Here is a 25077-nt window from a genome sequence, read left to right as displayed (position 1 = left end):
AAGGCGTATTCGACCTATGAGTCGCCTTGGCGGAGCCACCCGCCCGGCAGGAGAAAACCCCTCATGTTCCGACCCCTCGCATCGCTGACCGTCCTCGGCTCCCTTGGCCTCACGCTTGGTCTCTCATCGGGAGCCGCGGGTGCCGTGCTCCTCCCGGGAGACAGTGTCTCCCTGAACGGATGGACGCCGGCCGCAGGCGGATCGCAGATCTACTCTCAGGACTTCTCCTTCACGGCCATTGATGTGCCCAACGGCGCCAATGCCGCGACCGGCGTGGTTCGCCAGACGATCGAGACGATGACCTCTGGCGAATTGCTCTTCGGCCTTCGCATCATCCAACTCAACGCCGATCCTGGTGTCTTCGTGAGCACCATGTCAATGACGCGCTGGGGCGGCTTCCAGGTGGACACCGACTTCCTGCTCGGCTCGGGCAACCCCGCCCCGGGTGACGCTTGGCGCACCGCCAACGGAGTCATGGTGACCTGGGCGAACTTCGACCAGTCGCTGAGCGATGGCAAGAGCTCGTCGTGGGTTCAGGTGCTCACCAATGCCGTGAACTTCACCCCCGGCATCTCGCGGCTCTCACTCGGCTTCTCTGATGGAAGTCGCGCCGACATGAGCATCGCGGCGCCTTCCGCCATCCCCTCACCAGGCCCGGCCGTTCTCCTCCTTGGTGCCGTGGCCTGTGCCGTCCGCCGTCGCCGCTGAGCGTGCCTGTCCAGCGGTGATTGCCGTCCGCGGCGCGGGTCTTCGTTCGACTTGCGTCGCGGCGGTATTTTTGGGGGATGAAGCGCCCCCGAACATCTCCATCAACCGCCCCCACCACCCTGACCCGCGAGGAGCGCCAGCTCCTGCTCTCGCTGACCTCGCTGCCAACCGCGGCAGGGCGGGAGGACGCCGTGCAGGAAGCGCTCGACCTCTGGGTTCACTCGTTCAACGGCGCGGTGCAGATCCGCCGCGATGATGTCGGCAACGCTCTCGTGCACTCGACGGCCGGTGCGGGACGACGAACGGCGAGCTCGAAAACCAAAGCGAACGCGAAGTCAAGGGCGTCGACCGGGCTCCGCATGCTGATCACGGCGCACATGGATCACCCTGCGTTCATCGTGCGCCGCGCGCTCAACCGCCACAGCGTGGAACTGGAGTTTCGCGGGGGAGTGCACAACCCGTACTTCTCAAACGCCGAGCTTGAGATCTTTCCACGCGGCGCCGAACAGGTGCCGTGCAGCGCCACGATTCGCCGACTCGACGCCAAGGCCAAGCCCTTCAAGCTGGTGCGCGCTGAACTCCACGATCGGGCCATCGATGCCCGAGAGATTGCCGAGGGGTCGATCGCTCGCTGGAAGCTGCCGCGCGCGGAGATCTCGGGCGGGCTTCTGCGGACCCACGCATGTGACGACCTCGCGGCAATGGGCACGGCGATGATCGCCTTCGAGCGTCTCGTGCGCAGCGGACACGCGGAGGGATCCGGGCTTCTCTTCACCGTGGCTGAGGAGGTCGGTTTCCTCGGGGCGATCCGTGCGACACGCTCTGGTCTCATTCCGCGCGGCGCGACGCTGCTGTGTCTTGAGAACAGTCGTTCCTTCGCCCATGACTCGCCGATCGGCAGCGGCGCGATTCTGCGCGTGGGCGATCGACTGAGCGTCTTCTCACCCGAAGTCACCAACGCGCTCACGCAGCTCTATCAGCGCCACGCCACGGCGAACCCCCGCTTCCGATGGCAGCGCAAGCTGATGCCCGGCGGCGCCTGTGAAGCGACGGCGTTCGCGGCACTGGGACACCGCAGCACCTGCCTCTGCCTGCCGCTGGGGAACTACCACAACATGGCCGACATCGATGAAGTTCTTGCCGGTCGGACGCCCGCCTCGATCGGCCGCGAGTTCGTGGCGCTGCGCGACATCGAGAGTCTGGTCGACATGCTGATCCTTGCGGCTCGATCGCTGGCCTCGCAAGAGAGCGATCCCGCGCTCGGCAGTTACAAGCCTCTCATTGAGAAGATCTGGAGCGAGCGCGCGAAAGGTGTGCTGAAGAACTCCTAGGTTCACGGTGACGAACCGAGCGGACGCTCGCGGCGCGCGATCACGGCCATGAGGCGTACTCGCGCGGCGTCGACCGCCCATCACGGCTCGATTTCATCGCATCGGCGCATCGTTCCCGCGAGCATTGCCCGTATAGTGTGGCCTTCCCCCCAATTCGCAAGGAGAACCTGCATGAAGATCCGAGCTGTCGCTCATCGTGGTGTGATCGCGAGCGCGGTCGCGTTGTTCGTCCTCTCCGGTGCAGCCCTGGCCGCGCCGGGCGGCGCCGCAGCGGCACCCAAGCAGGACCCCCGCAGGGGCGAGTACGAGTACCACTACTTCAAGGAGCGCATCCCGCTCGGACTTGAAGCGAGCCTGCTGGCGGTCTTCAACGCCCCCGATGCCCGCGGTGACGCCGCGCTGGCCACGACTCCGCTCATCGACCTCGGTGTCGCCGCCGATCGAGTCGAGGCGACCTCGGTTCCGGGTTGGCAGTACGCCGAAGTGCCGCCGCATCTTCGCTCGGTTGAGGCCGTCGAGGCGCTTGCCGCCACGCTCGTCGAAGGCGGTGCGTATGACTTTGTCTCGCCGGTGTTCATCGGCACGGGCGGACTTCCCGTCATCATCACGCGCGATGTGCTCATTGGACTGCGGCGCGACATGACCGCGGCCGAGCGAGTGGCGTTCGTGACCGAGCGCGTGCCGGGCGAGGTCCTTGCGCAGAACTTCGCGGGGCTCGATGGCGTCTTCCATGTCCGGACGCCGCTTCGAGCAGCGCACGAGGTGCTGTCGCTCGTGAACGGACTCGCGCTGCACGATGATGTTCTCTTCGCGCAGAGCGACACGATCTACTGGGCGGAGCGGTACGCCGAACTGCCGAATGATCCGCTGTTTCCGCAGCAGTGGGCGCTCGACCAGCCGAATGATCACGACATGAACGGTCCCGAGGCGTGGGCGATTTCCGAGGGCGATCCTTCGATCGTGGTCATCGTCCTCGACAGCGGCATGGACCAGGCGCACGAGGATCTGAACCAGGTTCCCGGTCAGAGCTTCACGGGCAGCGGAGCCAACGGTGGTCCGGCCGGGCAATGTGACAATCACGGCACCGCGGTCGCCGGCTGTGTCGCAGCGATCAGGGACAATGAAGTCGGGGTGGTCGGCATCGCTCCGGGCGTGACCGTGCGCTCCGGCAAGATCTTCAACGAGGTCTTCTTCCTCTTCTTCTGCACCCCCTTCCTTCAGTCGCAGGATTCGTGGTCGGCCAGCGGCATCGCGTGGTCCGCCTCCAGCGGGGCGCGCGTGACCAACTCCTCATGGGGCGGCGGAACAGCCTCCGCGGTGATCACGACGGCATACAACGCCGCGACCGAACAGGGCGTCATCCACTTCGGCGCAGCCGGCAACGGCGGGAATGGCTCGATCTCCTATCCCGCGAGTCTCGCATCGGTGCACGCGGTCGCGGCCATCGCCAGCAACGGTGAGAAGGCGAGCTTCAGCCAGTACGGACCGGGGCTCTTCATCAGCGCGCCCGGCGCGGCGATCCTCACCACCGATCGCATGGGTTCGGCGGGCTACAGCGCGGGCAACTACACCACCATTGACGGAACCTCATTTGCGTCGCCCTATGCGGCGGGCGTTGCCGCGCTGGTGCTTTCGATCAATCCGGCGCTCACTCCCGCGCAAGTGGCGAACATCATGGCCGCCTCGGCGAAGGATCGCGGCGCGCCGGGGTACGACACCTTCTTCGGCTGGGGGCTGGCCGATGCGCACGCGGCCGTCCTGTTGGCGCAGACGACACTCGAGCCATCGTGCACGGGCGATCTCAACGGCGATGGCGTCGTCGATGGCGTCGATCTTGCGACGGTCCTCGGCGCGTGGGGCACCAGCGGCGACCCGGGCATTCCCGGAGATACCGACGGCAACGGCGTGGTCGATGGCGCCGACATTGCCGTGCTGCTGGGCAACTGGGGCGCGTGCCCGTAAGAGAATCTGCGACACTACCGCTTCAATCCTCCTCGGGCGTGCGAACAGGCCACGCCCGGGGTGGCTGCACGCTGAAGGTGCGTGCGACGCATCCGTTGCCCCAGCCGTGCAGGTCGTTCATGTCGTCCCTGTCGCCGAAGTCGTCGAAATTGCCCCACTCGCCCACATCGCGCTCGCTTGATTCGTCGCCCCATGGCGCATCGACCGATCCGATGCGCGTGATCGACGAGGCGCTTCGCCGCGCAATGGCGGCGACCGCTCCCCTCTCGAGCGCCGACGGTGGCGGCGCGAGCGCGGCCGACATCGACCCGCAACTGCGGCCGAACACGAACCCCGACTTCGGTGACTTTCAGGCCAACGGCGTGCTGCCGCTTGCCAAGCGCCGCGGTGCAAACCCGCGCGACATGGCGACCGCGGTGGCGGCGGCGCTCATGGCCGACCCGCTTGCGGCGCCCCTGCTCGAAAGGGCCGAGGCCGCGGGGCCTGGGTTCATCAACATCAGGCTCTCCGTCGCGGCGCTTGCCCAGATGGTGAGTGCCTTCGATTCACCGGCGCTCGGCGTGGAGATCCAGGCGCATCCCCATGCGGTGGTCATCGACCTCTGCGGCGTGAATGTCGCGAAGCAGATGCATGTGGGGCACCTGAGGGCGACGATCATCGGTGACACGCTGGCGCGGGTGTTCGAGCGCTTGGGTCGTAAGGTCTGGCGCGAGAATCACCTTGGCGACTGGGGGCTGCCGATCGCGATGACCCTCGCCCGGCTGCGGCGCGAGGGAACCGATCTCGCGCGCATCACGCTCGATGACTTGAACACCGCGTATCGCGCCGCCCAGCAGGACCCCGAGGACGAGGCGAAGCAGACTCTGCTTCGCCTCCAGTCGGGTGACCCCGAGGTCGTGCGCGACTGGGAGCGGATCATCGAGGTGACCATGGCCGAGGTCTTCCGCGCGGCGGAACTCCTCGGTGTCACACTGGGGCCGGAGCACAGTCGCGGAGAGAGCTTCTTCCGCGATCGGCTCGCGGGTGTCGTCGATGCGTTCACTTCGAGCGGATTGGCCAGCAAGGACGCCGGTGCGATCGTGGTGCGCTTTGCCGATCGCGAGCGTCCGCTCCTCATTCGCAAGGCCGACGGCGGGTTCCTCTACGCAACGACCGACCTCGCGGCGGTTCGACTGCGCGTGCAGGAGTTGAATGCCGATCTCGTCGTCTATGTCGTCGACGCCCGGCAACGCGATCACTTCAAGGATGTCTTCGACGCGGCGCGGTTGATCGGGTGGGAGACGCTCCCCGACGGCACGCATGCGCGGCTGGTGCACATCGGCTTCGGCGCGGTGCTCGGCAGCGACAAGAAGCCGCTCAAGACCCGTTCCGGTGAGAACTTCACGCTCATGGGACTGCTGGGCGAAGCGGTGGAGCGAGGTGTGCGCGAAGTCGTGTCGCGCGCCAGTGACCCCGCCGCACCCACCCACGGCATGAGCCGCGACGAGCTCGCCGAGATCGGGCGCGCCGTCGGCATCGCGGCGGTGAAGTACGCCGACCTCGGCAGCGATGTCACTCGCGACTATGTGTTCGACCTCGACCGCATGGTGCGCTTTGACGGCGACACGGGGCCGTACATCCAATACGCCCATGCGCGCATCGCGGGCATCCTGCGCAAGGGCGCGGAAGAGAGTGACGGTGGTGCGGCGGGTGCGTCCTCTGCGCTGGGGAGCGGCGGGTCGGAACCATCGCTCGACGGGCGTGCACCGCTTCTCATTCATGAACCTGCGGAGCGGCGCCTGGCGCTGCACCTGCTCCAGTACCCTCGCGTGCTCCAGGATGTCGCGCGGACCCTCGAGCCGAATCGCCTCTGCAACTGGCTGCACTCCCTAGGCGAGCTCTTCAACGGCTTCTATCAGGCATGCCCCGTGCTCAAGGTCGAGGATGCCGCCGTGCGTGCCTCTCGCCTGCGCCTCTGCGACCTCACTCGCCGCGCGCTCGCCGACGGCATGGGCCTGCTCGGCATTGCCGCGCCGGAGCGGATGTAGGCGGAAACTCACTCGCCGTGAGGTTCGACGCTTCGGCGAGTACCATCACAGTTCACCACCGGACGGTCGCGCGCCGCGCTGCCTTCCGGTCAACGCCCTGCGTTCCGGAGACCGCATCATGGCTGACGCCAAGGAACTCGCTGCACGCTTCCCCGCCGAATACGAGAAGGTCCGCGCCGAAATCGGCAAGATGGTCGTCGGCCACAAGGAAGTCGTCGACGGCGTGCTCATCTGCCTCTTCGCCGGCGGACACGCGCTTCTTGAGGGCGTGCCGGGCCTCGGCAAGACGCTGCTCATCCGCTCGCTCAGCGAAGCGCTTTCGCTTCACTTCAGCCGCATCCAGTTCACGCCCGACCTGATGCCCGCCGATGTGACGGGCACCACGATCGTCGTCGAGAGCGAGGGCGGGCGCGACTTCAAGTTCCGCAAGGGTCCCATCTTCGCCCAGATCGTGCTGGCCGACGAAATCAATCGCGCCACGCCGAAGACGCAATCGTCGCTGCTCGAAGCCATGCAGGAGAAGAGCGTCACCGTGGGCGGCACGACCTATCAGCTCGAGAAGCCCTTCTTCGTCATGGCCACGCAGAACCCCATCGAGCAGGAGGGCACCTATCCCCTGCCCGAGGCGCAGCTCGACCGCTTCTTCTTCAAGCTCGAGGTCGGCTACAGCACGCGCGAGGAGCTCTCGGAGATCCTCGACCGCACCACCACCAACGAGACGCCGACGATCCAGAAGGTCATGGATGCCGAAACGATCCTCGCGTATCAGAAGGTGGTGCGACAAGTCGCCGTGGCGCCGCATGTACAGGATTACGCCGTGCGACTGGTGCTGGCGACGCATCCGCGAGGCCAGTTCGCCACGCCGATGGTGAACCAGTTCCTTCGCTTCGGCGCCAGTCCGCGAGCGGCGCAGACCTTGATCCTCGGCGGGAAGGTGCGCGCCCTGCTCGATGGTCGAACCTCCGTCGCCGCCGAGGACATTCGAGGCTGCGTGCTCGCGGCCATGCGACACCGCTGCCTTCTCAACTTCGAGGGCGAGGCGGAAGGCAAATCGACCGACGAGATCCTCACCAACATCGTGGAGACGATGCCGGCCGACGCGCGGGTGGCGGTGTGAAGCGCCCTGCTGCACGCGCCCGATGTGAGCGGCGCACTGTGCGCCATGGTCATCGCCTCGTTGCGCCATGACCTTCCTGACACCTGGACTCGCGCTCCTGACGGCGGGCATCGGCGTGCCAGTGATCATCCTGCTGCATGTGCTGCGCCTGAGGCGCCTGCCGCAGCGCGTGCCGACCACGCTCCTCTGGCGCCGAAGTGTCGAGGATCTCGAAGCGAACACGCCATTCCAGCGGCTTCGGCCGTCGCTGCTGTTCATGCTGCAACTGCTGGCCGTCAGCGCGGCGGCGCTCGCCGCCGGAACACCCATGTGGAGTTCGAACGATGCGCCGGGCACGCTCGTGGTCGTCCTCGATGCGCGAGCGCGCATGCAAGCGATGACTGATCGAGCGCCACTGACACCTGACCGGGATGAGTCGTCGGCGAGCGAACCCGCGAGGGGATCGACCCCACGCAGCGCGGCGCCTCGCACGCGCTTCGATCTGGCGCGGGCCCGCGCGGGGGAGGTCATTCGCAATCGCAGCGGACCTGACACAGAGGTGCACCTGGTGGTCGCGCGCGCCAATCCTGCGCTCATCATGTCGGGTGGTGTCCGCGCGGCGCTCGATGCCCTCGATCGCCTCACGGCAACCGACGAACCGGGAAGCGCGCGCGACGCGATGGAACTCGCGGCGCAGCTTGCGGGTGACGGCGAGATCGTCTGGGTTGGCGACCCGGCACTGGCGCGGAGTGACAATGTCGGCATCTCGGTCCTCTCCGCGCAGCGCAGTGTGAGTGAACCGGGCACCGTCGAAGTGCTCGTCGCCGTCGTCAACTCGGGTCGTGAGAGTGTCGAACTTCCGCTGGTGGTTTCACTCGATGACGCGACCATGGCCGCTCGCCGGGTGCGCGTTCCCGCTGCTCCCGATGACTCGGCCGAGGAGCCGGGTCGCGCGACTCTGCTCCTGAAAGTGCCGTTTCGGCCCGGTGCGCTTCTCACCGCGCGGCTTGAAACGAGCGATGCGCTCCCGACCGACGACCGCGCGTCCCTTCGCATCTCGCCTGCGGCACCGATCCGAGTGGCGTTCATGGCGCCAGAGTCCGACGCGCCAGCTTCGCCGCTTCGCGCGCTACTGGCCGTCATGGACGAGGTTCAGCCTGTGTCGCTGCCGTGCACGGCGCCGTTGGCGTCACTGGCGGGCTTCGATCTCGCGGTCGCCGATGGTTGCGATCCGCCCGCCCTTCAGAGCGACAGCGCCGAGATTCCGTGGCTCATCTTCGCCTCGCCCGCGCCCGGTGCGGCACCGCTTGATCGTGCAGCCCAAGGCTCGATTCCCGGCGCCGCGCGGGCTCATCCGGTGACCCAGGGCGTTCCACCCTTTCTGGTTGATGTTGCGCCTGTCTCGTCGCCTGTTTCGGCGCCTGTATCAGCGCCGGCATCGTCCCGTGCGCCGACGCCTGCGCCGCCCCCCGCGTCGACGCCTTCATCGACGCCTGCGCCGACGGGACCAGGTGAGCCGCCCGCTCGCGCGGTGTCGCTTCCCGCGGGCGCGATTCCTCTCCTGGCCGATGGAGATCGATTGCTCGCCTTCATCGATCCGCGCGGACCTGGCGTTCGCTTTCTCTTCCCGCTGCGCGCTTCCGATTGGCCGGCCGATCCCTCGTGGGTGATGCTGATGCAGAATGCCCTGCTCTGGCTGGTCGGCGATGATGGCGAGAGCGCGGGCGTGGCGCTTCGCACCGGAGTGCCGGCGCGGGTGCTCGTCGAGGGGCGCGATGGCCAGCGCGCGTGGGCTGCGGCGCCGGCCATGTCACGGATCGGGACGATCACGCTGCGATCACCCGATGGCGCCGAGACGGAGCATCCCGTGTCGCTGCTCGATGAGGCGCAGAGCGACCTGCGCGCCAGAGCCGCACCCACCGATCCGCGTGGCTTCGAGGAGCGCGCCAGTCTTGCGAGAGATCGAACACGGGATGGCGACCGCATCGCCGATCGTGACGACACCGCGGCGCGCCCGCTCTGGCCCTGGTTTGCGATGGCCGCTCTGGTCCTTCTCCTCACCGAGTGGAGCGCCTACTTCGCCGCGATCAATCGGTCGCGCCGCGTTGCGTGAGGAGCGCCCACGCTCGAGTGGCCCCAGAGGGGGCGATGACGAACTCCGCCCGATGATCGCGCTTTGCCGTGAGAGGAGAGTCACCGCCTCGCTCACCGCCGCCACAGGCTTCATGCCGATGGCTCACCATCAGGTCAGGCTTGCTGGCGACTGATTCGTGGCATCATCGAGACGGCTGCTGCGCGGCCGTTCGATCAACCCCACGCTTGTCTCAACCCTTCGCGAGGACATCGGAGAGCCCGCTCTGTCGGCGGATGGGCACTTCCACGGCTCGGCGAAGCGACGCCTCGGTCGCGACAACCTCAACTTCGCCGCGGCTTCGCGTGAGCGCCGTGTAGAAGAGCTGCCGTGAGAGAATCGGCGATGTCGCATCCGCGGGAAGGACGACCATCACACGATCGAACTCCGAACCCTGGCTCTTGTGAATGGAGATCGCCCACGCCGGTTCATGGGCCGGCAGCGATGCGGGCGGCACCATGCGCGGTGCTCCGCGGTCGTCGAGCCCGACCACCACGCCCTCGCGCGTCACCACGCCCATGTCGCCGTTGGAGAGACTCGCTTCGCGATCGTTCTCGAGCACAATGATGTGCCGACCGGTCCCGACTCGATCGTCACAGAGCTTCGCATCAAGTCTGGCGGCGATGGCGTTCACCCCGCCGTCGCCGCGTCGCGTGGCGGCAAGCACCCTGAAGCGACGAAGCGAGGCGAGGGCCTCCGCGGCGCCGCGTTCGCCCTGCTCGCAGAGCTTCGCGTACAGCGGGCCGGCTCGCTCGACGACCAGATCCGTGAGCGTGCGCGGTCGATGACCTTCGCCTGCGCCAGGTTCAATCAGCGCGCCCCCCGATCGAAGCGCTTCGATGGCCCGATCGGCGTCGCCGTCTCGTACTGCGCTCACGACCGAGGCAAGCCAGGCGGCGCGGGGATCGCCCTTCGTGCGGTAGTTCTGCGTCAGGTGCACTGTGGCGGCGGCGAGGCGCGGTGCGGCGCAGAGGTCGGCGAAGACCGATCCAGCCTCGACCGATGCAAGCTGCTCGGAGTCTCCCACGAGGATCAGCGAAGCCCCCTTCGGTGTCGCCTCGACCAGTCGTCGCATGAGGGAGAGGTCCACCATCGAGCACTCATCCACGATCGCCATGTCGATCGGCATGGGATTGAGTGCGGTGTGTTCGAATGGAGCGCCGGGCTGGGGTCGCCAGCGAAGGGCCGCATGAATCGTCGACACGGAGAGCGACGCCCTCTCTGTGCCGGCTGCGGCGACTTCGACAGCAAGTTGCTCGCGCAAGCGCGCCGCGGCGCGCCCCGTCGGCGCCATCACCTGAATGCGCGGAGCGTGGCCACCGCGCGCCTGCTGAAGCACCTGCGCCACGATGCGGGCGATTGTTCGCGTCTTGCCTGTTCCCGGTCCGCCGGTGACCAGGAGCAGCCGCGCGTGGGCGGCGCATTCGATGGCCTTCGTCTGGCGCTCATCGAGCCCCGCAAGAGGCGATGACGACGCCTGCGACGACGCCTGCGATGACGACGCCTGTGATGACGACGCCGCGACCGCACTCTCCACTCGGGTGCCGTTGACGCGCTCGAGGATCTCCCTTGCAAGTCGCCGTTCATCGTCGGCGCAGCGTCCGGTGGCCAAGCGGCGTGAACCCGCATCTCCTCGCAGGACATAGGGAGCCTCGCACGGCTCACCCGCTTCCGCCCGCACAATCAGGCGCAGAGCTGCGCTCGGATCGTTGTCGCGATCGGTGGCTGCCCTCGCGAGCGCTTCAGCGGCCGCAAACCCTTCGCTCCACCATGAGGGCGGTTCACGCCCATCGACGCCGTCACCATCGGCGACATGCTTGAAGTCCTCCTCGGCGAGCAGCGTCGCGCCCCGACCAAGCGCCGCATGCACCTCCGAGAGAAGTCGCCGCAGCGCCGACGCCCCGCGCGCACCGAGCGAGTCGATCGCGGGCCCGTCAGGCCCTCGCTGCGCCACTCGAAGAAGCCGCTCCGCCGGACCGCTCGCCGTCGCTCGACCGCTTTCACCCATCGGGCCCAGGGTGTCTCGACGCGAGCGGAGTGAACGCTTCATCGGCGCCCTCCCTGTCGGCCTTCCCCTGCAGACTGCATCGGCCGACCCTGGGCCAGCGCGTCGAGCGCCTCGAGCACCGCGTCATCGGGACGATCGACAAAGAGCCCTCGACCCGGCTCGCGCGGATCGATCCCACGCACGAACGGGTAGATGACACCGCCGAACCACTCGCCCGCGGCGGGCAGCCCGCGCCAGCGCAGCAATCGCCGGGCCGCCACGGCATAGAGCAGGTACTGGAGCACATAGCGATCGCGAATCATCTCTTCGTCGAGCCGCGCGGCGCGATAGTCGACATCGTGCTCGCCGAGATCGTTCGTCTTGTAGTCAACGATCCACCAGCGGCCTTCGCATTCGACGAGCAGATCAATGGTGCCGCGCAGGAAGCCCTCCACCTCGCCGAAGGACAATCGCTCCGCGACCGGCGCGAAGCGCGCGACGACAGAGCCGGCACTCGCTTGCGCACAGGCGGCGGCGAGCGCGGCCGGCGTGACCCGCGCGCGCTGTCCAAGTGGCAGGCAGAAGGCAAGTTCCGTCGCCGCGCGAGCAGGTGGAATGGCCGCGAGCGTGGTCGCTGGTCCGCCCACCACGGCAAGGTCCGCCGCGCGCGTGCGCCGAGCCAGTTCGGCGAGCAGCGGCGCCGACATCGACTCCGCCATGCCTGCTTCCTGCACCGCTCGCTCGGCGAGTTCATCCATGTTCGCCGCCGCGCCCAGCTGCGCGGCCCACTCGAAGATCCGGTGCATCACGCGTCCGAGGTAGCGGCCACCGGAAAGCGCATCTCTCGTGACGATCGGTGCCGGTTCATCGAGCCGTTCGGCGAAGTCGTCGGTCGCGGCCAGGGCTTCGGGCTCGTGCTCCTCCGCTCCTGCGGTGAGACGCGTGAAGCTCGTGTCGATCATCGAGCGCAGCGGGCGCGTCAGCCTCGGACGCACGGTGATGGGCTTCGTTCCTTCAACCGGCGCGGGCGGCGGAGCGGGCGCCGACTCAACGGCGACGGGCGGCCAGGGATTGTCCGCATCCGTCACGCCGAGAAGATCGAGGACCGTCGAATCGCTGCGTTTCGACCTCTCCTGCGCGAAGATCCTGACGGCGAATCGGGCCCTCGTGACCGCGACATAGAAGAGCCGAATCGCTTCCTCGACGGCACGGTCACGCAGCAGTTGCGGCTCCAAGCCCATGGGCACTTGTGCCAGCACGCTCGCCTCGGGCGGAACTCCCGGCGGCGGAACAAGCTCGGGCGCAATCTGGGGGAGATCTCGGCAGGGCACTCGCACGGTCATCGGTGGCTTGCGCGACGAGGTCGCCTGGCCAGCCCACGGAACAAGCACGACCCCATACTCGAGACCCTTCGAGGCGTGAATCGTCTGGATCGTCACCGCATCGGCGTGATCGATGCGACGACGCAGTCGATCTCCGGGTCGCGTGCTCTCTTCAAGCGATCGCAGGTGAAGGGCATCGAGCGCCGTGATCATGGCCGAAGGCGACACGCCAGGTCCCGTCTCCGCGTGGATCAGCTCCGCCAAGTGCAGCGCGTCCGTGGCATCACGCGAAGTGATGGTGCCCGTGGCGTGCTCGATCGCCCGCTCGACGATGCCGAGAATGCCGCTGCGCCGCGACTCCTCGGCCCAGCGCGCAAAGGTGTCGCTCCACTGGGCAACCCGAGTCGCCGCATCGGGCGCGGCGAGATCAAGCGCCGCGACACCGACGATTCGCGAGACCATGGCGCGGCGCACCGATGCGGCGCGTCCCGGTTCCGCACACGCCCGAAGGATCGCACGAAGCTCACCCACGAGGTCGCTCCGAAAGACGCTCTGGTCGCCGAGCAGCACGGTCGGCACTCCCTCGGTGCGAAGCGCCGCATCGAGTTCAGCGAGAGCGTCATTGGATCGACCAAGGACGGCGCAGTCGCTCCAGCGAAGGCGGCGCACCCGGCCCTCTGTGTTGATCGTGGCATTGCTCCCAACCAACTGCTTCAAGACCCTGATGGTCCATGCGACCGGGTCCTCGGCGTTGCTCCCGAAGTGAACTTCGAATGGCGCAAGGTCCTTCGCCTCACCATGGCGCTGCACCGAGTCCGCTCGCACCGGAGGATGCTCGATTCCCTCCCTGACGAAGGGATTGGGCTGGCTGAAGAGTTGATTGACTGCCTCGACCACGCCGGGCGAAGAGCGCCGGTTGATGTCGAGCCGCAGTGGCGCTTCCGCGCCGCGCAGTCGCAGATAGGTGTCAAGATCCGCCCCTCGAAACGCGAAGATGGACTGCTTCGGGTCGCCGACCAGCACCAGCAGACGCTCCCGGTCGCCGGGCCGATTGAAGAGCGTCTCGAAGATCTCCAACTGCACCGGGTCGGTGTCCTGCGCCTCGTCCACCACGGCAAGCCGATAGCGCTGACGAAGAGCATCCGCGAGCGCGGGGCGCGAGCGAACAGCCTCAAGCACGATCACGAGCTGATCCTGAAAGGTCATCTCCCCCCGCTCTCGCAGCAGATTCGATGCCTCCATCTGCACCGAGGCGATGAGATCTGAAAGGCGCGCGTCGATGCCATGACCTTCAATCCGGGCCAGCGGAATCCCCCGACTGCCGAGAGCGCCTTTCGCCACCTGAAGCAGGTGCGTGAGGTCGATGCCTCGATCAGAGAAGAGCTGGGCCGCCTGAGCATCATCGCGCACGCGGCGGCTCCACCAGCGCATGACGAGCTCGGCGGCAAGCGTCTCCTCGTCAACGATCGTGTCCGACAGACCGCTGATTCCAAGCTCGAAGGCGTGATCGCGAATCACGCGAGCGCAGAAGCCGTGAATCGTGCTGATCGACATGGTGTCGATCTGGCGAAGTCCTTCCTCGAGCCGTGCCCGTTCCCTGGGCGAGCAGGGTCGCGGCACCGTTCGGCGCAGAAGCTCCGCCAGACGACCTCGCACACGGTGGTGCAGTTCGCGTGTCGCCGTTTCGGTGAAGGTCACCAGCACGATCTCGGAGGAATCGAGCACACCCTCGCGCGTGGCGGCTGCGATGGCCCTGAACTCATCGCTATGAATGAGACCGCTGCCTGCATCGGCTCCATCGAAGATCTGCTCGCCAGCGAGCGCCGCCGCCACGATCGTTGTGAGCTCGAAGGTCTTGCCGGTGCCGGCGCTCGCTTCGATCGTGCGCTTCACTTTCGGGCCTTTCGAGGTGGGGTCGAGGGGGCGGGCTTGGCCAACTTGGAAAGACGACCCGCAGTCATGCCATCCTTGAATGCGCGGACCATGGGACGCACGAGGCTCTCGGCAAGTTCTTGAAAGCTCGGCTCAGTCGGAAGCCCGCGCGACGCGAAGAACTCCTCTCGGTTGAAGAGCGCGCGAAGGGGCGCCTCGTGCGGCGCTCGACGCGTCTCCTCAAACTCGCTGATGCACCTTCGGAGCGCGACATCGGGCGGATCGGCGGGTGGCTTCTTCTCGCAGTGATGCGCATAGCTGTCCATCAGCGCGAGATGAGCACGGAGCGGAACTCGCGCTCCGAGGATGCTCCACGCTGCAAAGCGGGCGAGCAGGATTTCCGCATCAGCAGGCGAGGGCGCGTGGATGAAGCGCGCTTCGAGCTTCATCGGATCGCCCGCCGCCACCTGGCCGAACTTGCGCTGAATGATGAGAGCTCCGCGCCGATCGGCCTCAGGAGTCGTGCCGCTTGCCGCCATGGCCAGCAGACGAAGCCACGCGGGGAGCATGACCCACGGCTTGTCCAGCTTGTCAGCGGTCACCAGAAGGGGCCCCACTCCACGAAGCGCCGGAACAGCGCCTCGCACCCGCAGTGGCGGGTCACCGCCTACAAGCGCGCGGATGGCCTCGCACTCCTCGGGCCAATCGAGTTGAACCTCAACGGCCGCGCGGTCGAGTGAGGCCACAAGCGAGCCCGGCGCACCGGCATCAGCGACGATCCGATCGGCGGCGATCACCCAATCGGCCCGGAAGATCTGGACGAGATCCATCACTCGCACGCCGGCCACTCCGCGCGGCAAGAGTCCATGGCCCTGCATGAGGAGCGGCGGCAGATCGCGCTCCGTCACGATGGCACCGCCACTCCCGAGCGGAAGCATCATGTTGAGGAGCGTCGGTGCATGCTCTTCACCGATCGGATCCTCTTCCGGCTGCTCCGCCGCTTCAAAGTCGAAGCGCACGCCGAGACCTCGGAGAAACGCTCTCGTCGGCGACTTCCAGAAGTTCTCGAGGTTGTCGAGTGACTCGTTCAACGGCAGCGGCTGATCGGGCGTGACCGAGCTCGGTCCGATGGACCTCGCTCTCTCGGCGTTGGGTCGCGCACTTCCTCTGCGCCCTGGCGCCACTCCTCGGTTCGGAAGCGCAGGCCTTTCGACGCTCAACTCCGGGATCGCGTCGATCAGCTCGGAGATGAGCACACTCGGCGGAAGCGCAACGCCCGTCGTCGGTTCCACTCCCGGCCAGGTCAGAAGCAGAGCCTGCGATGCTGCCATCACGGTCTCAATCATCACTTGGCGATCGTCGAGGCGCGCATCACGATCACCGGGCTGCCTCCGCGCGGCGACGATATCGAAGCTCGGCGGCGAAAGGCGGCGGGGAATCGCGCCTTCCGCCATGCCGACGATGGCAATCACCCGGAAGGGAATGCTCCGCATCGGCTGAAGCGCAGCGACGGTGACACCCGATGCGAGCAGACCGCGACCGGGGTGCTCGTCGCGCAGCACTCCGAGCATGCAATGAAGCGCACTTCGAACCCCGATGGCCTGCGAAGGTCCCGCGAATCCGGCGCGGCGAGCGGCGTCGCGCAGCGCCGAGAGCTTCGAGCGGAGCTGCATCACGCTCGCATCGAATGGTCCGCCACCCGGCGCGGGAAGAATGGCCTGCGCCAAGCGCTCAACCTCATCGAGCCACGACAGGGTGCGCTCATCGCCGTCGGACGCCGGGGAACCTTCACTCGCGGTGACAGAAGGTGTTGCCGTCGCTTCGGGATCTCCCGCAACTTCGTCCACAAGCGGACGCTGCTGTGCGCCAGCGCAGGCGAGCGGGTGGAGCGCGGCGAGGAAGGTATCGAGGCGCGAGAGCACCTCCACATCGCCTCCTTCAACTGCGGCTTGAATGGCGCAGGGCTCCTCGCTGCCGAGGACGCCTTCAGCTCCATCGGGCATCACTGCGCCGAGCAGGAGTCGATCGAGCCCCCAACGCCAGGTCCCGATCTCCTCGCCCGGTCGCCCATGGTGGGCCCGATGTGAAGCGTCGATTCCCCAGCGGACCGCCGATGCTTCGGACCATGCGCGGAGAAGATCAAGGTCGCCTGGACTCAGGCCCAACGCAGCCGCAATCGGCTCGAGTGCGATCACCTCGAGCACCGCCGATCGCTCACAGCGCGAGAGCGCCAGTTCAAGGGCGCGTGCGAGCGCATCGATCGCGGATCCACCCGTGCGATCTCGATCGGCCACGGTGAACGGAAGCTGCACGCGCCCGTCGTCTCCGCGCCGGGCGTTGAAGACCGCCTCGACCATCGGGCCGTACTCGCCGATCTTCGGTGTCAGAATCGCGATGTCCTGCGGCTCGAGTGCCGGATCGCTTGCAAGGAGCCCGATGATCGAGTCGTGCACCACTTCGACTTCATGAAGCGCGCCATGACAGGCGATGAGGCGAAGCGAGGCATCGGTCGGCGCCGACGCGCCGGGATCGCTGGGCTTGCTCCCGGCGACGGCACTTGTTGACTTCGTCATGCCGGCTGCGCCCTCGACCTCATCGGGGCTTCGCAGGAGCGCCTGCACGCGCGCGAGAAGACTGGAGCGGCCTTCGGCGCACTCGACGGGTTCGATCTCCCTCACGCCCGCCGCGCCGGCGCGAACTGCTACCTCGACCGCGCGGGAGAACTCGATCGACTCGATGCCCCACGCCTCGATCAACGCATGCCGTGGTGACGCCGGGCTCGGATCAAGTGCGTACACGGTGATCTCCACCCGCCTCGACAGCGCCGACAGCAGCTCGAAGAAGGCCGGCGCAATCGTCGACACCCCGAAGACGGCGAGACGAGATGGCAATCCCGCCGGCACGCCGCCACCAGCGGCGCACGCCTGCAGGAAGCGCGCGCGATCGGAGATCAGCCGCGAGGGAGGGGCCGCGGCGGCGATCTCCCGCGAGAGTTCCGCGAGCCACGGTTCATCGGGCGCAGCATCGGCCTCGAGGCGACCTTGATGCCAGCCCCGCACGCGATCGACGCGATGCTGCGCCGCTCGATCGAGCACATCGGTGACCCTCGGCGCGAGTCGCAGCGCCGCGTCGCGCACCTCCAACGGTGAAGCGCCGTCGCCAAGGAGCGCCGCAGCCACTCGCCCGAAGCGCGGATCATTGAGGCGCTCCGGCAAGAGTTTCGCCACGCGGAACTCGAGTTCGAGCCTGAGGAGGCCGTCGTCCACGGACCATGGAGGAGCATCGCCATCGAGCACCGCCGCAAACGCACGAAGCAGGAACTGTCGGGGAAAGAGCGCTTCGACAAAGCCCCAGCACCCAAATCGAAGAGCGGCCTGCTGCGACATCCAGCGATCCAATCCTCGCCCCTGAATGACGACGATCTCGCTCACCGGCGGCGGCAGCGGCTGCGCCACCATGTCACCCAGCATGGCGTCGAGCAGAAGATCGAGTCGCGCCCCTCGGACGATCTTCAGCATCTCACCGCCGCCCACCTGCGGAATCCTCCGCGTCCGGTGCCTCCGTTCGCGTGGCGGCCGCGCTGCTTGCAGCCGCGCCCCGTGGCGAAACAGCAGCACTCGCCGCGAGGGCGAGCGCCTCGGAGCGGCTCGCAACGAATCGCACGCGTCGATCGATGCTTGTTGCGGGCTCCAGGGCAGCAGCATGCGAGCCGTCAGTGAAACCGGCCCGGTGCAGCACTTCCATTGGTCGTCGGCCCACGCCGCAGAGGATGACCTCGAGCCCCGCCTGATGCAAGCGCTGCACCGCACTCTCCAGGTTCAGCAGGCCCGTCGAATCGATCATGGGGACGCCCTCGAGGTCGAGAATCGCCATGCGCTCTCCGCCCGTCACTTGCACCTCGTTCATCGCGCGCTGCGCGGCGCCGAAGAAGAGCGGCCCGCGGATGTGGTAGTAGAGCACCCCCCGCTGCTTGGCGATCTCCGCGTCGGCGTCGTTACCGCCGACTTCGACAGCACTCAGTTCCGCCATGCGTCGCATGAAGATGAGGCTGGCCAGCACGACACCAACTCCGACGGCGATCACCATGTCGAAGGCCACGGTCAGTGCGAAGCAGACCACGAGCGTCAGGGCATCGCCCCGGGGCCCGCGGCGCACCACGAAGAGACAGTGGCGGAAGTCGCTCATGTTGCGGGCGACCATGATCAGGAGCGCCCCCATCGCCGCCATCGGAAGCATGCCGAGCCACGGCGCAAGCAGCAGGATCGCGGCGAGCAGGAAGAGCGCATGCGCCGCCGCCGCAATGGGCGTCCTTCCGCCCGCACGAACATTCGCCGCCGTTCGCGCGAGCGCACCTGTTGCCGCGAACCCGCCGAAGAGCGGCGCGACCATGTTGGCCATCCCCTGCCCAACGAGTTCACCATCGGGGTCATGACGGCGCCCGGTGAGACCGTCGGCCACGACGGCGCTCAACAGGCTCTCGATGGCGCCGAGGAGGGCGATCGCCAGCGCATATCGGAGCAGCGTCGACACCGTGCTCCAGTTGAATTCGAGGTGACGATGCTCAGGTCCCTCTGCATCCCACGGCACGAGAAACGAGGGAAGATCGCGCGGGACCCCGCCCACGAAGACACCATCGACCTCCTGGCCGAAGCGTGAGTCGATCGTCGCCGCGCGCCAGCTCTCGCCGAACCCCGAGAGCCACCAAGCAAGAAGCGCCGCGACTGGAAGCGCCACGATCGCCGACGGAACGCGCCGACTCACGCGGGGCCAGATCAGCAGCATGGCGAGCGTCATGAGTCCGACGACGACATCGCCGGGTCTCGTCTGCGGAAGCGCTCGGAAGGTCTCAACGACAAGCGCCACCGTGCTCTCGCGCCACGCCGGAAGGTGCTGGCCCTCGGCCGCCGGAAGGGTGACTCCGAGCATGTCCTTCACCTGCATGAGGGCAATCACCGTGGCGATGCCCATGGTGAAGCCGGCAGTCACCGGATTGGGAATGAACTCCACCAGGCGCCCCATGCGAAAGAGCCCGAGCAAGAGCAGCAGCGCGCCCGCCATGCATGACGCGACCATCAGGCCCGCGGGTCCATAGTGCCCGACGATCGGCGCGAGAATGACCACGAAGGCCGCCGTCGGTCCAGTGACCTGCACACGACTTCCGCCGAGCAGCGCCGCAACGAACCCCGCCACAATGGCCGTGAACAGCCCCGTCTTCGGCGGCATTCCGATCGCAATCGCCAGCGCCATCGAGAGCGGCAGGGCGACGACACCAACCACGCAGCCAGCGACCAGATCGGAGCGCAGCGAGCGAGCCGTCTCGCCGCTGGCCCGCATCTCGGCGATCGAGGTCCGCAGCGCCACCGCCCAAAGCGGCGAAGAGCGCGAAGTCCGCGGGAGTGGAGTGTCGACGCGTCGCGTCATGCGAGTCCGAAACGGACATTATGACCGGGCGCGCCGTCTCCTGTCAGCGCAAGCGGCACGATCGCGGGACTCGCCGACGCTCTCCGTACAATCCTCGGCGATGAGCAAGGACCTGCGGCCCATCATCGGAATCTCCGCCAATGTCAGGATCGAGGGAGCTCACACCCTCTACACGCTTCGGCGCGAGTATGTTCGCATGACGGTCGAGGCGGGCGGCGCTCCGATCATTCTGCCCCACGAACCGGAGTTGGCCGGGCTGGCGCTCCGCTGCTGCAACGGAGTCATCATCAGCGGCGGCGATGACATCGACATGCGACCCTTCGGCGAAGAGGTGCATCCTCGCGCGGAACTCGCCCCGCCACTCAGGCAGCATGGAGAACTCGCACTCCTTCGCGCTCTCGACCACGCTCCAGAGGTTCCGCTGCTGGGGATCTGCATGGGGATGCAGCTCATGGGCGTGAAGGCGGGATGCCGCTTCATCCAGCACCTTGATGATGAGTTGCAAGGCGCTGAGCGCCATCGGGACGGCCACCTTCATCCCGTGAGCGGCGCGCTCGGCAGTGGGTTGGTCGCCAGCTTCCATCACCAGGCGCTGGGCGATCCGGGCCCTTTCGAAGTGATCGGACGCTCCGATGACGGGGTCATCGAGGCCATTCGGGACCCTCGTCGTCCCTTCGCCATCGGCGTGCAATGGCATCCCGAGCGAACGGCCGATGAGACACTGGGCATCGGCCTCTTTCGCAATCTGGTGGATGCCGCCAAGCGCCACGCCGATAGACTTTCCGTCGAACCGTTGCCATTCATCTCGGAGCCCCTGCCATGAAGAAGATGTTCGCGATCGCTGCACTCGCTTCCCTGCTGCTCACCGCCGGTGCGAGTGCCCAAGCGCTGAAAGTGGGCTCCAAGGCACCGACACTCAGCGCCAACCGATGGGTCAAGGGCGAGCCGGTGCGCCGCTTCGAGCCCGGCACCGTGTACCTCGTCGAGTTCTGGGCTACCTGGTGCGGCCCTTGCATCAAGGAGATTCCCCACCTGACCAGGCTCCAGAAGGAGTATGGCGATCGTCTGGTCGTCATCGGTGTCGCCGGCAGCGAGCGGAAGTCCGCCGGTGGCAAGGATGATCGCTTCGAGAAGCTGAAGACCTTCGTCGACGGCAAGGGCAAGGACATGGACTACCGGGTTGTCTTTGATCCGGGCGAGGGTTCATACAACCACTGGATGCTCGCGTCGGGTCGTCGCGGCATTCCATCCAGCTTTCTGGTCGATCACGAAGGCAAGATCGCTTACATCGGTCACCCGGCTTCGATCGACGAGCCGCTCGCAGCCGTCATGAAGAAGGCGCCCATCAAGAAGCCCGACGCCAAGAAGGACGGCACCAAGGATGGCGCGAAGGACTCCAAGAGCGATCCGAAGGGCGATCCCAAGAAGGATGGCTCAAAGGACGGCGCGAAGGACTCCAAGAGCGACCCGAAGGGCGATCCCAAGAAGGATGGCTCAAAGGACGGCTCCAAGGACGGCGCGAAGGACGGCAAAGGCGCCTGACCCCCGGCGCATCTCGTGACCGACACGGTCGCCATCGGATATTCGACCAATGTGCATCCGGGCCGGACGCTCGACGAGGCGATCGCCGAGGTCCTGCGCACGGCACCGCGCGTGAGGCAGCGCCTCGTTGCCGCCGGCGCCCTTGCTCGAACCTCTCCGCTCGAACTCGGCCTCTGGCTCTCCGCGCTTGCGGCGCGGTCGCTTCTCGACTCGCCTGACGCGCTCCCGCGCCTGGCTGATCAATTCGCCGAGCATGGGCTCCGCGTGCGTTCGCTCAACGGCTTCCCTTACGGGCACTTTCACGCGGAGCGCGTGAAGCACGCGGTCTATCACCCCTCGTGGGCCGACGGCGCGCGCCTGCTCTACACGCAGGACCTTGCAGAGATTCTGGCCACACTGCACGCCCTCGACCGGAGCGCCGGGCGCAGTGTCGTTGATCACGCCAGCATCAGCACGCTTCCGATCGGATGGCGCGCCGACATCGAGAAGTCGAAGCATGGCGCGGCGCTCGGCATGGCCGCGACTCACCTCGAACAGCTCGTTCGGTTCCTCGCGACCGTCGAGGAGCGACACGGCATCAGAGTCCATGTCGACCTCGAGCCTGAGCCGGGATGCTGGCTTGATCGAGCAGCGCAGGTCGCAGACTTCTTCCAGTTGCTGAGGATGCGCCCCAACGACCCCGACCCGCGCCGCTACCTCGGCGTCTGTCACGACACCTGCCACGCCGCAGTGATGTTCGAGACGCAGGACGAGGTCATCACCACGCTCGGTGCATCGCGGATTGCCGTCGGAAGAGTCCAGCTCTCAAGTGCACTTGAGGCGCGCTCAGCCAGTGAGATCGAGGCGCTCACGCGCATTGTGGAGCCGCGCTACCTGCACCAGACCGCGTGGCGCGATGAGTCGCAGCGACTTCACTTCTTCGAGGATCTGCCGCCGGCAGTCGAGGCGTTGCGTGCCGAGGGGTCCGTCGCGCAACACGGCACCGATTCGCGTGCAATCCGATGTCACCTGCATGTGCCGCTCGCCGTCGATCAGGTCGATGGCATCGGCACGACGCGATCGGAAGTCGAAGCCTTCTTTCGCGCATGGCCGGCGGATGTCGCCCTGCCCCCGCTCGAAGTGGAGACCTACACATGGTCGGTTCTCCCCGAGTCGATCCGGCGCACCCCGCTCGATGAGGGCATTGCCGCGGAGATCCTCTGGGCCACGGACGCGATGCGCCGATGTCGGCCACTCGCCGCGCCTGCGGGTCCAACTTCCGCGCCACTCGACCCGACGGCCGGGAGGCGCGCACGGTGATTCAAGCATGGCTTGAACTCGCCCGGTTGACGAACGCGCCGACGGTCGTCACCAACGCACTGCTTGGAGCTGCCGTCGCGATGGCATGGTGCGCGTCGATCGATGCAGCGCCCGTCGCAGGCAGAGACATCGCGATCCTCGTGGCGGCCCTCGTCTCGACTTACACGGCGGGGATGATCATGAACGACTGGTTCGATCTCGCCATCGATCGAGTGGAGAGGCCGGGGCGACCACTGCCGTCGGGCCGCATCTCGAGCACCGCGGCGCTCAATGTGGCGATCATCCTGATGGGCCTCGGCATGATCCTCCCCTGTGCTGTGGCGCCGCGCATGTTGGTGTGGGTGCTGCTGCTTGGCTCTGCTGTGGTTGCCTACAACCGGCTTCATGCGTGGGCCTTCCTCGCCATTCCGCTGCTCGCCCTCTGCCGCATGCTTGCGGTGACCATCCCTGCGCTCGCCCTGACACCGGCCGATCAACCGCCGTGGCCTCTGCTCGGTTGTTTCATCATTCCGCTGGGAGTCTTCATCGCGCTCGTGACGCTGATCGCGCGGCGCGAAGTCGGCGCACCCGGCGCCAGGCGTTGGCTCGGCGTGCTGCTGCCGATCGCGGCACTCGCGCCCCTCGCCTCGATCGCCAGCGGTCTCCTGCCGCGCCTCACTGAAGGTCGGCTCCTCGGACTTGGGTTCATCACCGGCGCGCTCATCGCGTGGCTGATCCGGGCGCAGCTCTTTGCCACACCGCTGCCGCGTCGGATGGTGGCGCCGCTTCTGCCGGGTCGCTTGAAACCGGGCGGCGTTCGAATGCCGCGGGCGGTCATGGCGTGGATCGGCGCGATCGCGCTGATGGATGCGATGGGGCTCCTGCTCCTTGGCGAACCGGGCCTCGCCGTTGCCGCCATCGGCCTCTTCTTTCTGACCACGGTGGGCCACGCTCGAATCGCCGGCTCCTGAGGCGCGCGCGTCGTATCCTCACGGCCCCCATGGCGCGCTCCACCGCCGTTCTCCTGGTTGCCGGGCTCTCGCCGAATCTCCTCGGCGATCAGACCCCTCGGCTCCGCCAGTTCGCACGACAGATGGGTGGCGTGCGCACGCTCGTTCCCGATGTGCCCGCCGTCACCTGCACGGTGCAGAGCAGCATGTTGACCGGACTCCCTCCGGGAGGGCCGGGCGGTCATGGGATCGTCGCGAATGGTTGGTATGACCGCGAGAGCGCCGAGGTGCGCTTCTGGAAGCAGTCAAATCGACTGGTGCACGGGGAGCGCGTCTGGGATGCGGCGCGCGCGCGCGACGCTTCGGTGACCACGGCCAATCTCTTCTGGTGGTTCGACATGTACTCAAGTGCGGAGTTCGCGGTCACTCCACGCCCGATGTACCCCGCCGACGGCCGGAAAGTTCCCGACATCTGGACTCACCCGCCGGAGCTGCGCGAGTCGCTTCAGCGGCGCTTCGGGCGCTTCCCGCTCTTTCACTTCTGGGGGCCCCGCGCGGACATCCGGTCGACGGAGTGGATTGTCGGTGCGACGGTCCAGGTCACCACCCACCATCGACCCGGCCTGACGCTCGTCTATCTGCCGCACCTCGACTATGTGCTCCAGCGCGACGGACCGGGAAGCCTTGCCGCCGCGCGCGAGCTGCGCGAAATCGACCGGCAGGTCGGCATTCTGCTCGATCACTTCGCGCAGACGGCCACTCGCGTCATGATCGTGAGTGAGTACGGCATCGAGCCCGTTTCGAAGGCGATCGAACTCAATCGAATCTTGCGCCATGCCGGCACGCTGCAACTGCGCGAGGAGCTTGGTCGCGAGCACCTCGATGCCGGCGCCAGCGACGCCTTCGCGGTTGTCGATCACCAGGTGGCGCATGTCTATCTTCGCGATCCGGGAGACGCCGCGTTGCACCAGCGCGTCGCCGAACTCCTTCGACGCACCGATGGTGTCGACGAAGTGCTCGACCGCGAGGCCCAGCGCGAGCGACTCCTCGACCACCCGCGTTCGGGCGACTTTCTCTGCATTGCCGCGCCCGGCGCATGGTTTGCCTACGGCTGGTGGGAGGACCCGGCGAAGGCGCCGGACTACGCGCGCACCGTGGACATTCATCGCAAGCCCGGCTACGACCCGTGCGAGCTCTTCATCGATCCGAAGCTCACGCTGCCGGGGTTGCGCGTCGCGTGGACGCTCGCCAAGCGGCGCCTCGGCCTGCGCTCACTGCTCGAAGTGATCCCGCTCGACCCGTCGCTCGTTCGCGGAAGCCATGGACGCGATCGAGTCGCCCCGGGCTTCGAGCCCCTCTTGATCGCTGACAATCGCTTCGGGCCGCAGGAAGCGCGGATCGGATGCCGGGAGGTCAAGTCGGTCATCCTCGAGCACCTCTTCGCATAGTG

At 67.1% G+C, this 25077-nt stretch carries 15 protein-coding genes; 11 read left to right on the top strand and 4 right to left on the bottom strand.

Annotated features, from left to right (window positions below; genetic code table 11):
• The first annotated feature begins 63 nt into the window (after positions 1-63).
• The 6 genes from KF724_00805 to KF724_00780 all read left to right on the top strand — a co-directional run bounded on the left by KF724_00805 (position 64) and on the right by KF724_00780 (position 9237).
• Positions 64-708: a hypothetical protein gene (locus KF724_00805; protein MBX3354220.1), complete on the top strand. Its 645-nt coding sequence runs from the start codon at positions 64-66 to the stop codon at positions 706-708.
• A 77-nt stretch (positions 709-785) separates the two neighbouring features.
• Complete coding sequence (locus KF724_00800) at positions 786-2039, top strand: hypothetical protein (protein MBX3354219.1); 1254 nt, start codon at positions 786-788, stop codon at positions 2037-2039.
• Positions 2040-2210: 171 nt separating this feature from the next.
• Positions 2211-4001, top strand: coding sequence for a S8 family serine peptidase (locus tag KF724_00795; protein MBX3354218.1), 1791 nt, complete (start codon positions 2211-2213; stop codon positions 3999-4001).
• Positions 4002-4213: 212 nt separating this feature from the next.
• The gene (gene argS, locus KF724_00790) at positions 4214-6028 is read left to right on the top strand and encodes an arginine--tRNA ligase (GenBank protein MBX3354217.1); all 1815 of its coding nucleotides are present in this window, start codon (positions 4214-4216) and stop codon (positions 6026-6028) included.
• A 118-nt stretch (positions 6029-6146) separates the two neighbouring features.
• Complete coding sequence (locus tag KF724_00785; protein ID MBX3354216.1) at positions 6147-7145, top strand: MoxR family ATPase; 999 nt, start codon at positions 6147-6149, stop codon at positions 7143-7145.
• A gap of 67 nt (positions 7146-7212) precedes the next feature.
• Positions 7213-9237 (top strand): BatA domain-containing protein, encoded by a 2025-nt coding sequence (locus KF724_00780; GenBank protein MBX3354215.1) that lies wholly within the window; start codon positions 7213-7215, stop codon positions 9235-9237.
• Positions 9238-9448: 211 nt separating this feature from the next.
• Here KF724_00780 and recD read toward each other — a convergent pair whose 3' ends face one another.
• From recD to KF724_00760, 4 genes are read right to left on the bottom strand one after another with little or no spacing between them, the layout of a single operon-like run.
• Positions 9449-11305, bottom strand: a complete 1857-nt coding sequence (recD, locus tag KF724_00775; GenBank protein MBX3354214.1) for an exodeoxyribonuclease V subunit alpha — start codon at positions 11303-11305, stop codon at positions 9449-9451.
• Positions 11302-14457: a UvrD-helicase domain-containing protein gene (locus tag KF724_00770; protein ID MBX3354213.1), complete on the bottom strand. Its 3156-nt coding sequence runs from the start codon at positions 14455-14457 to the stop codon at positions 11302-11304. The genes recD and KF724_00770 overlap by 4 nt, the downstream gene beginning before the upstream one ends.
• Positions 14454-17969 carry an exodeoxyribonuclease V subunit gamma gene (locus KF724_00765; GenBank protein MBX3354212.1) on the bottom strand — a complete coding sequence of 1172 codons (3516 nt, stop codon included), beginning with the start codon at positions 17967-17969 and terminating at the stop codon, positions 14454-14456. The genes KF724_00770 and KF724_00765 overlap by 4 nt, the downstream gene beginning before the upstream one ends.
• Positions 17956-19857, bottom strand: coding sequence for an STAS domain-containing protein (locus tag KF724_00760; GenBank protein MBX3354211.1), 1902 nt, complete (start codon positions 19855-19857; stop codon positions 17956-17958). Before KF724_00760 ends, KF724_00765 begins: the two co-directional genes overlap by 14 nt.
• Before the next feature lie 100 nt (positions 19858-19957).
• On the opposite strand from KF724_00760, the gene KF724_00755 reads away from it, so the two are divergent.
• The 5 genes from KF724_00755 to KF724_00735 are packed head-to-tail and all read left to right on the top strand — an operon-like array spanning position 19958 to position 25075.
• Entirely contained in the window at positions 19958-20680 is a 723-nt protein-coding gene (locus KF724_00755; protein MBX3354210.1) for a gamma-glutamyl-gamma-aminobutyrate hydrolase family protein, read from the top strand.
• Positions 20677-21399 (top strand): redoxin family protein, encoded by a 723-nt coding sequence (locus tag KF724_00750; protein MBX3354209.1) that lies wholly within the window; start codon positions 20677-20679, stop codon positions 21397-21399. The genes KF724_00755 and KF724_00750 overlap by 4 nt, the downstream gene beginning before the upstream one ends.
• A 15-nt stretch (positions 21400-21414) precedes the next feature.
• Positions 21415-22698 (top strand): metabolite traffic protein EboE, encoded by a 1284-nt coding sequence (gene eboE, locus KF724_00745; protein ID MBX3354208.1) that lies wholly within the window; start codon positions 21415-21417, stop codon positions 22696-22698.
• Entirely contained in the window at positions 22695-23648 is a 954-nt protein-coding gene (locus tag KF724_00740; GenBank protein MBX3354207.1) for a UbiA family prenyltransferase, read from the top strand. The genes eboE and KF724_00740 overlap by 4 nt, the downstream gene beginning before the upstream one ends.
• Before the next feature lie 29 nt (positions 23649-23677).
• Complete coding sequence (locus KF724_00735) at positions 23678-25075, top strand: alkaline phosphatase family protein (protein MBX3354206.1); 1398 nt, start codon at positions 23678-23680, stop codon at positions 25073-25075.
• The last annotated feature ends 2 nt before the right edge of the window (positions 25076-25077 follow it).

The organism is Phycisphaeraceae bacterium, assembly GCA_019636735.1.
In the GTDB taxonomy this organism is placed as follows: Bacteria; Planctomycetota; Phycisphaerae; order Phycisphaerales; family SM1A02; genus VGXK01.
Note: the sequence above shows the minus strand (reverse complement) of the source record. Positions and strands in the feature narration are given on the sequence as shown.

Bases quoted from the DNA above. Each gene is read 5' to 3' on its own strand.
- KF724_00805 (MBX3354220.1), top strand. From the start codon at position 64: ATGTTCCGACCCCTCGCATCGCTGACCGTCCTCGGCTCCCTTGGCCTC.
- KF724_00780 (MBX3354215.1), top strand. From the start codon at position 7,213: ATGACCTTCCTGACACCTGGACTCGCGCTCCTGACGGCGGGCATCGGC.
- KF724_00735 (MBX3354206.1), top strand. From the start codon at position 23,678: ATGGCGCGCTCCACCGCCGTTCTCCTGGTTGCCGGGCTCTCGCCGAAT.
- KF724_00750 (MBX3354209.1), top strand. From the start codon at position 20,677: ATGAAGAAGATGTTCGCGATCGCTGCACTCGCTTCCCTGCTGCTCACC.
- KF724_00795 (MBX3354218.1), top strand. From the start codon at position 2,211: ATGAAGATCCGAGCTGTCGCTCATCGTGGTGTGATCGCGAGCGCGGTC.
- KF724_00785 (MBX3354216.1), top strand. From the start codon at position 6,147: ATGGCTGACGCCAAGGAACTCGCTGCACGCTTCCCCGCCGAATACGAG.
- argS (MBX3354217.1), top strand. From the start codon at position 4,214: ATGCGCGTGATCGACGAGGCGCTTCGCCGCGCAATGGCGGCGACCGCT.
- KF724_00755 (MBX3354210.1), top strand. From the start codon at position 19,958: ATGAGCAAGGACCTGCGGCCCATCATCGGAATCTCCGCCAATGTCAGG.
- KF724_00800 (MBX3354219.1), top strand. From the start codon at position 786: ATGAAGCGCCCCCGAACATCTCCATCAACCGCCCCCACCACCCTGACC.
- KF724_00760 (MBX3354211.1), bottom strand. From the start codon at position 19,857: ATGACGCGACGCGTCGACACTCCACTCCCGCGGACTTCGCGCTCTTCG.
- recD (MBX3354214.1), bottom strand. From the start codon at position 11,305: ATGAAGCGTTCACTCCGCTCGCGTCGAGACACCCTGGGCCCGATGGGT.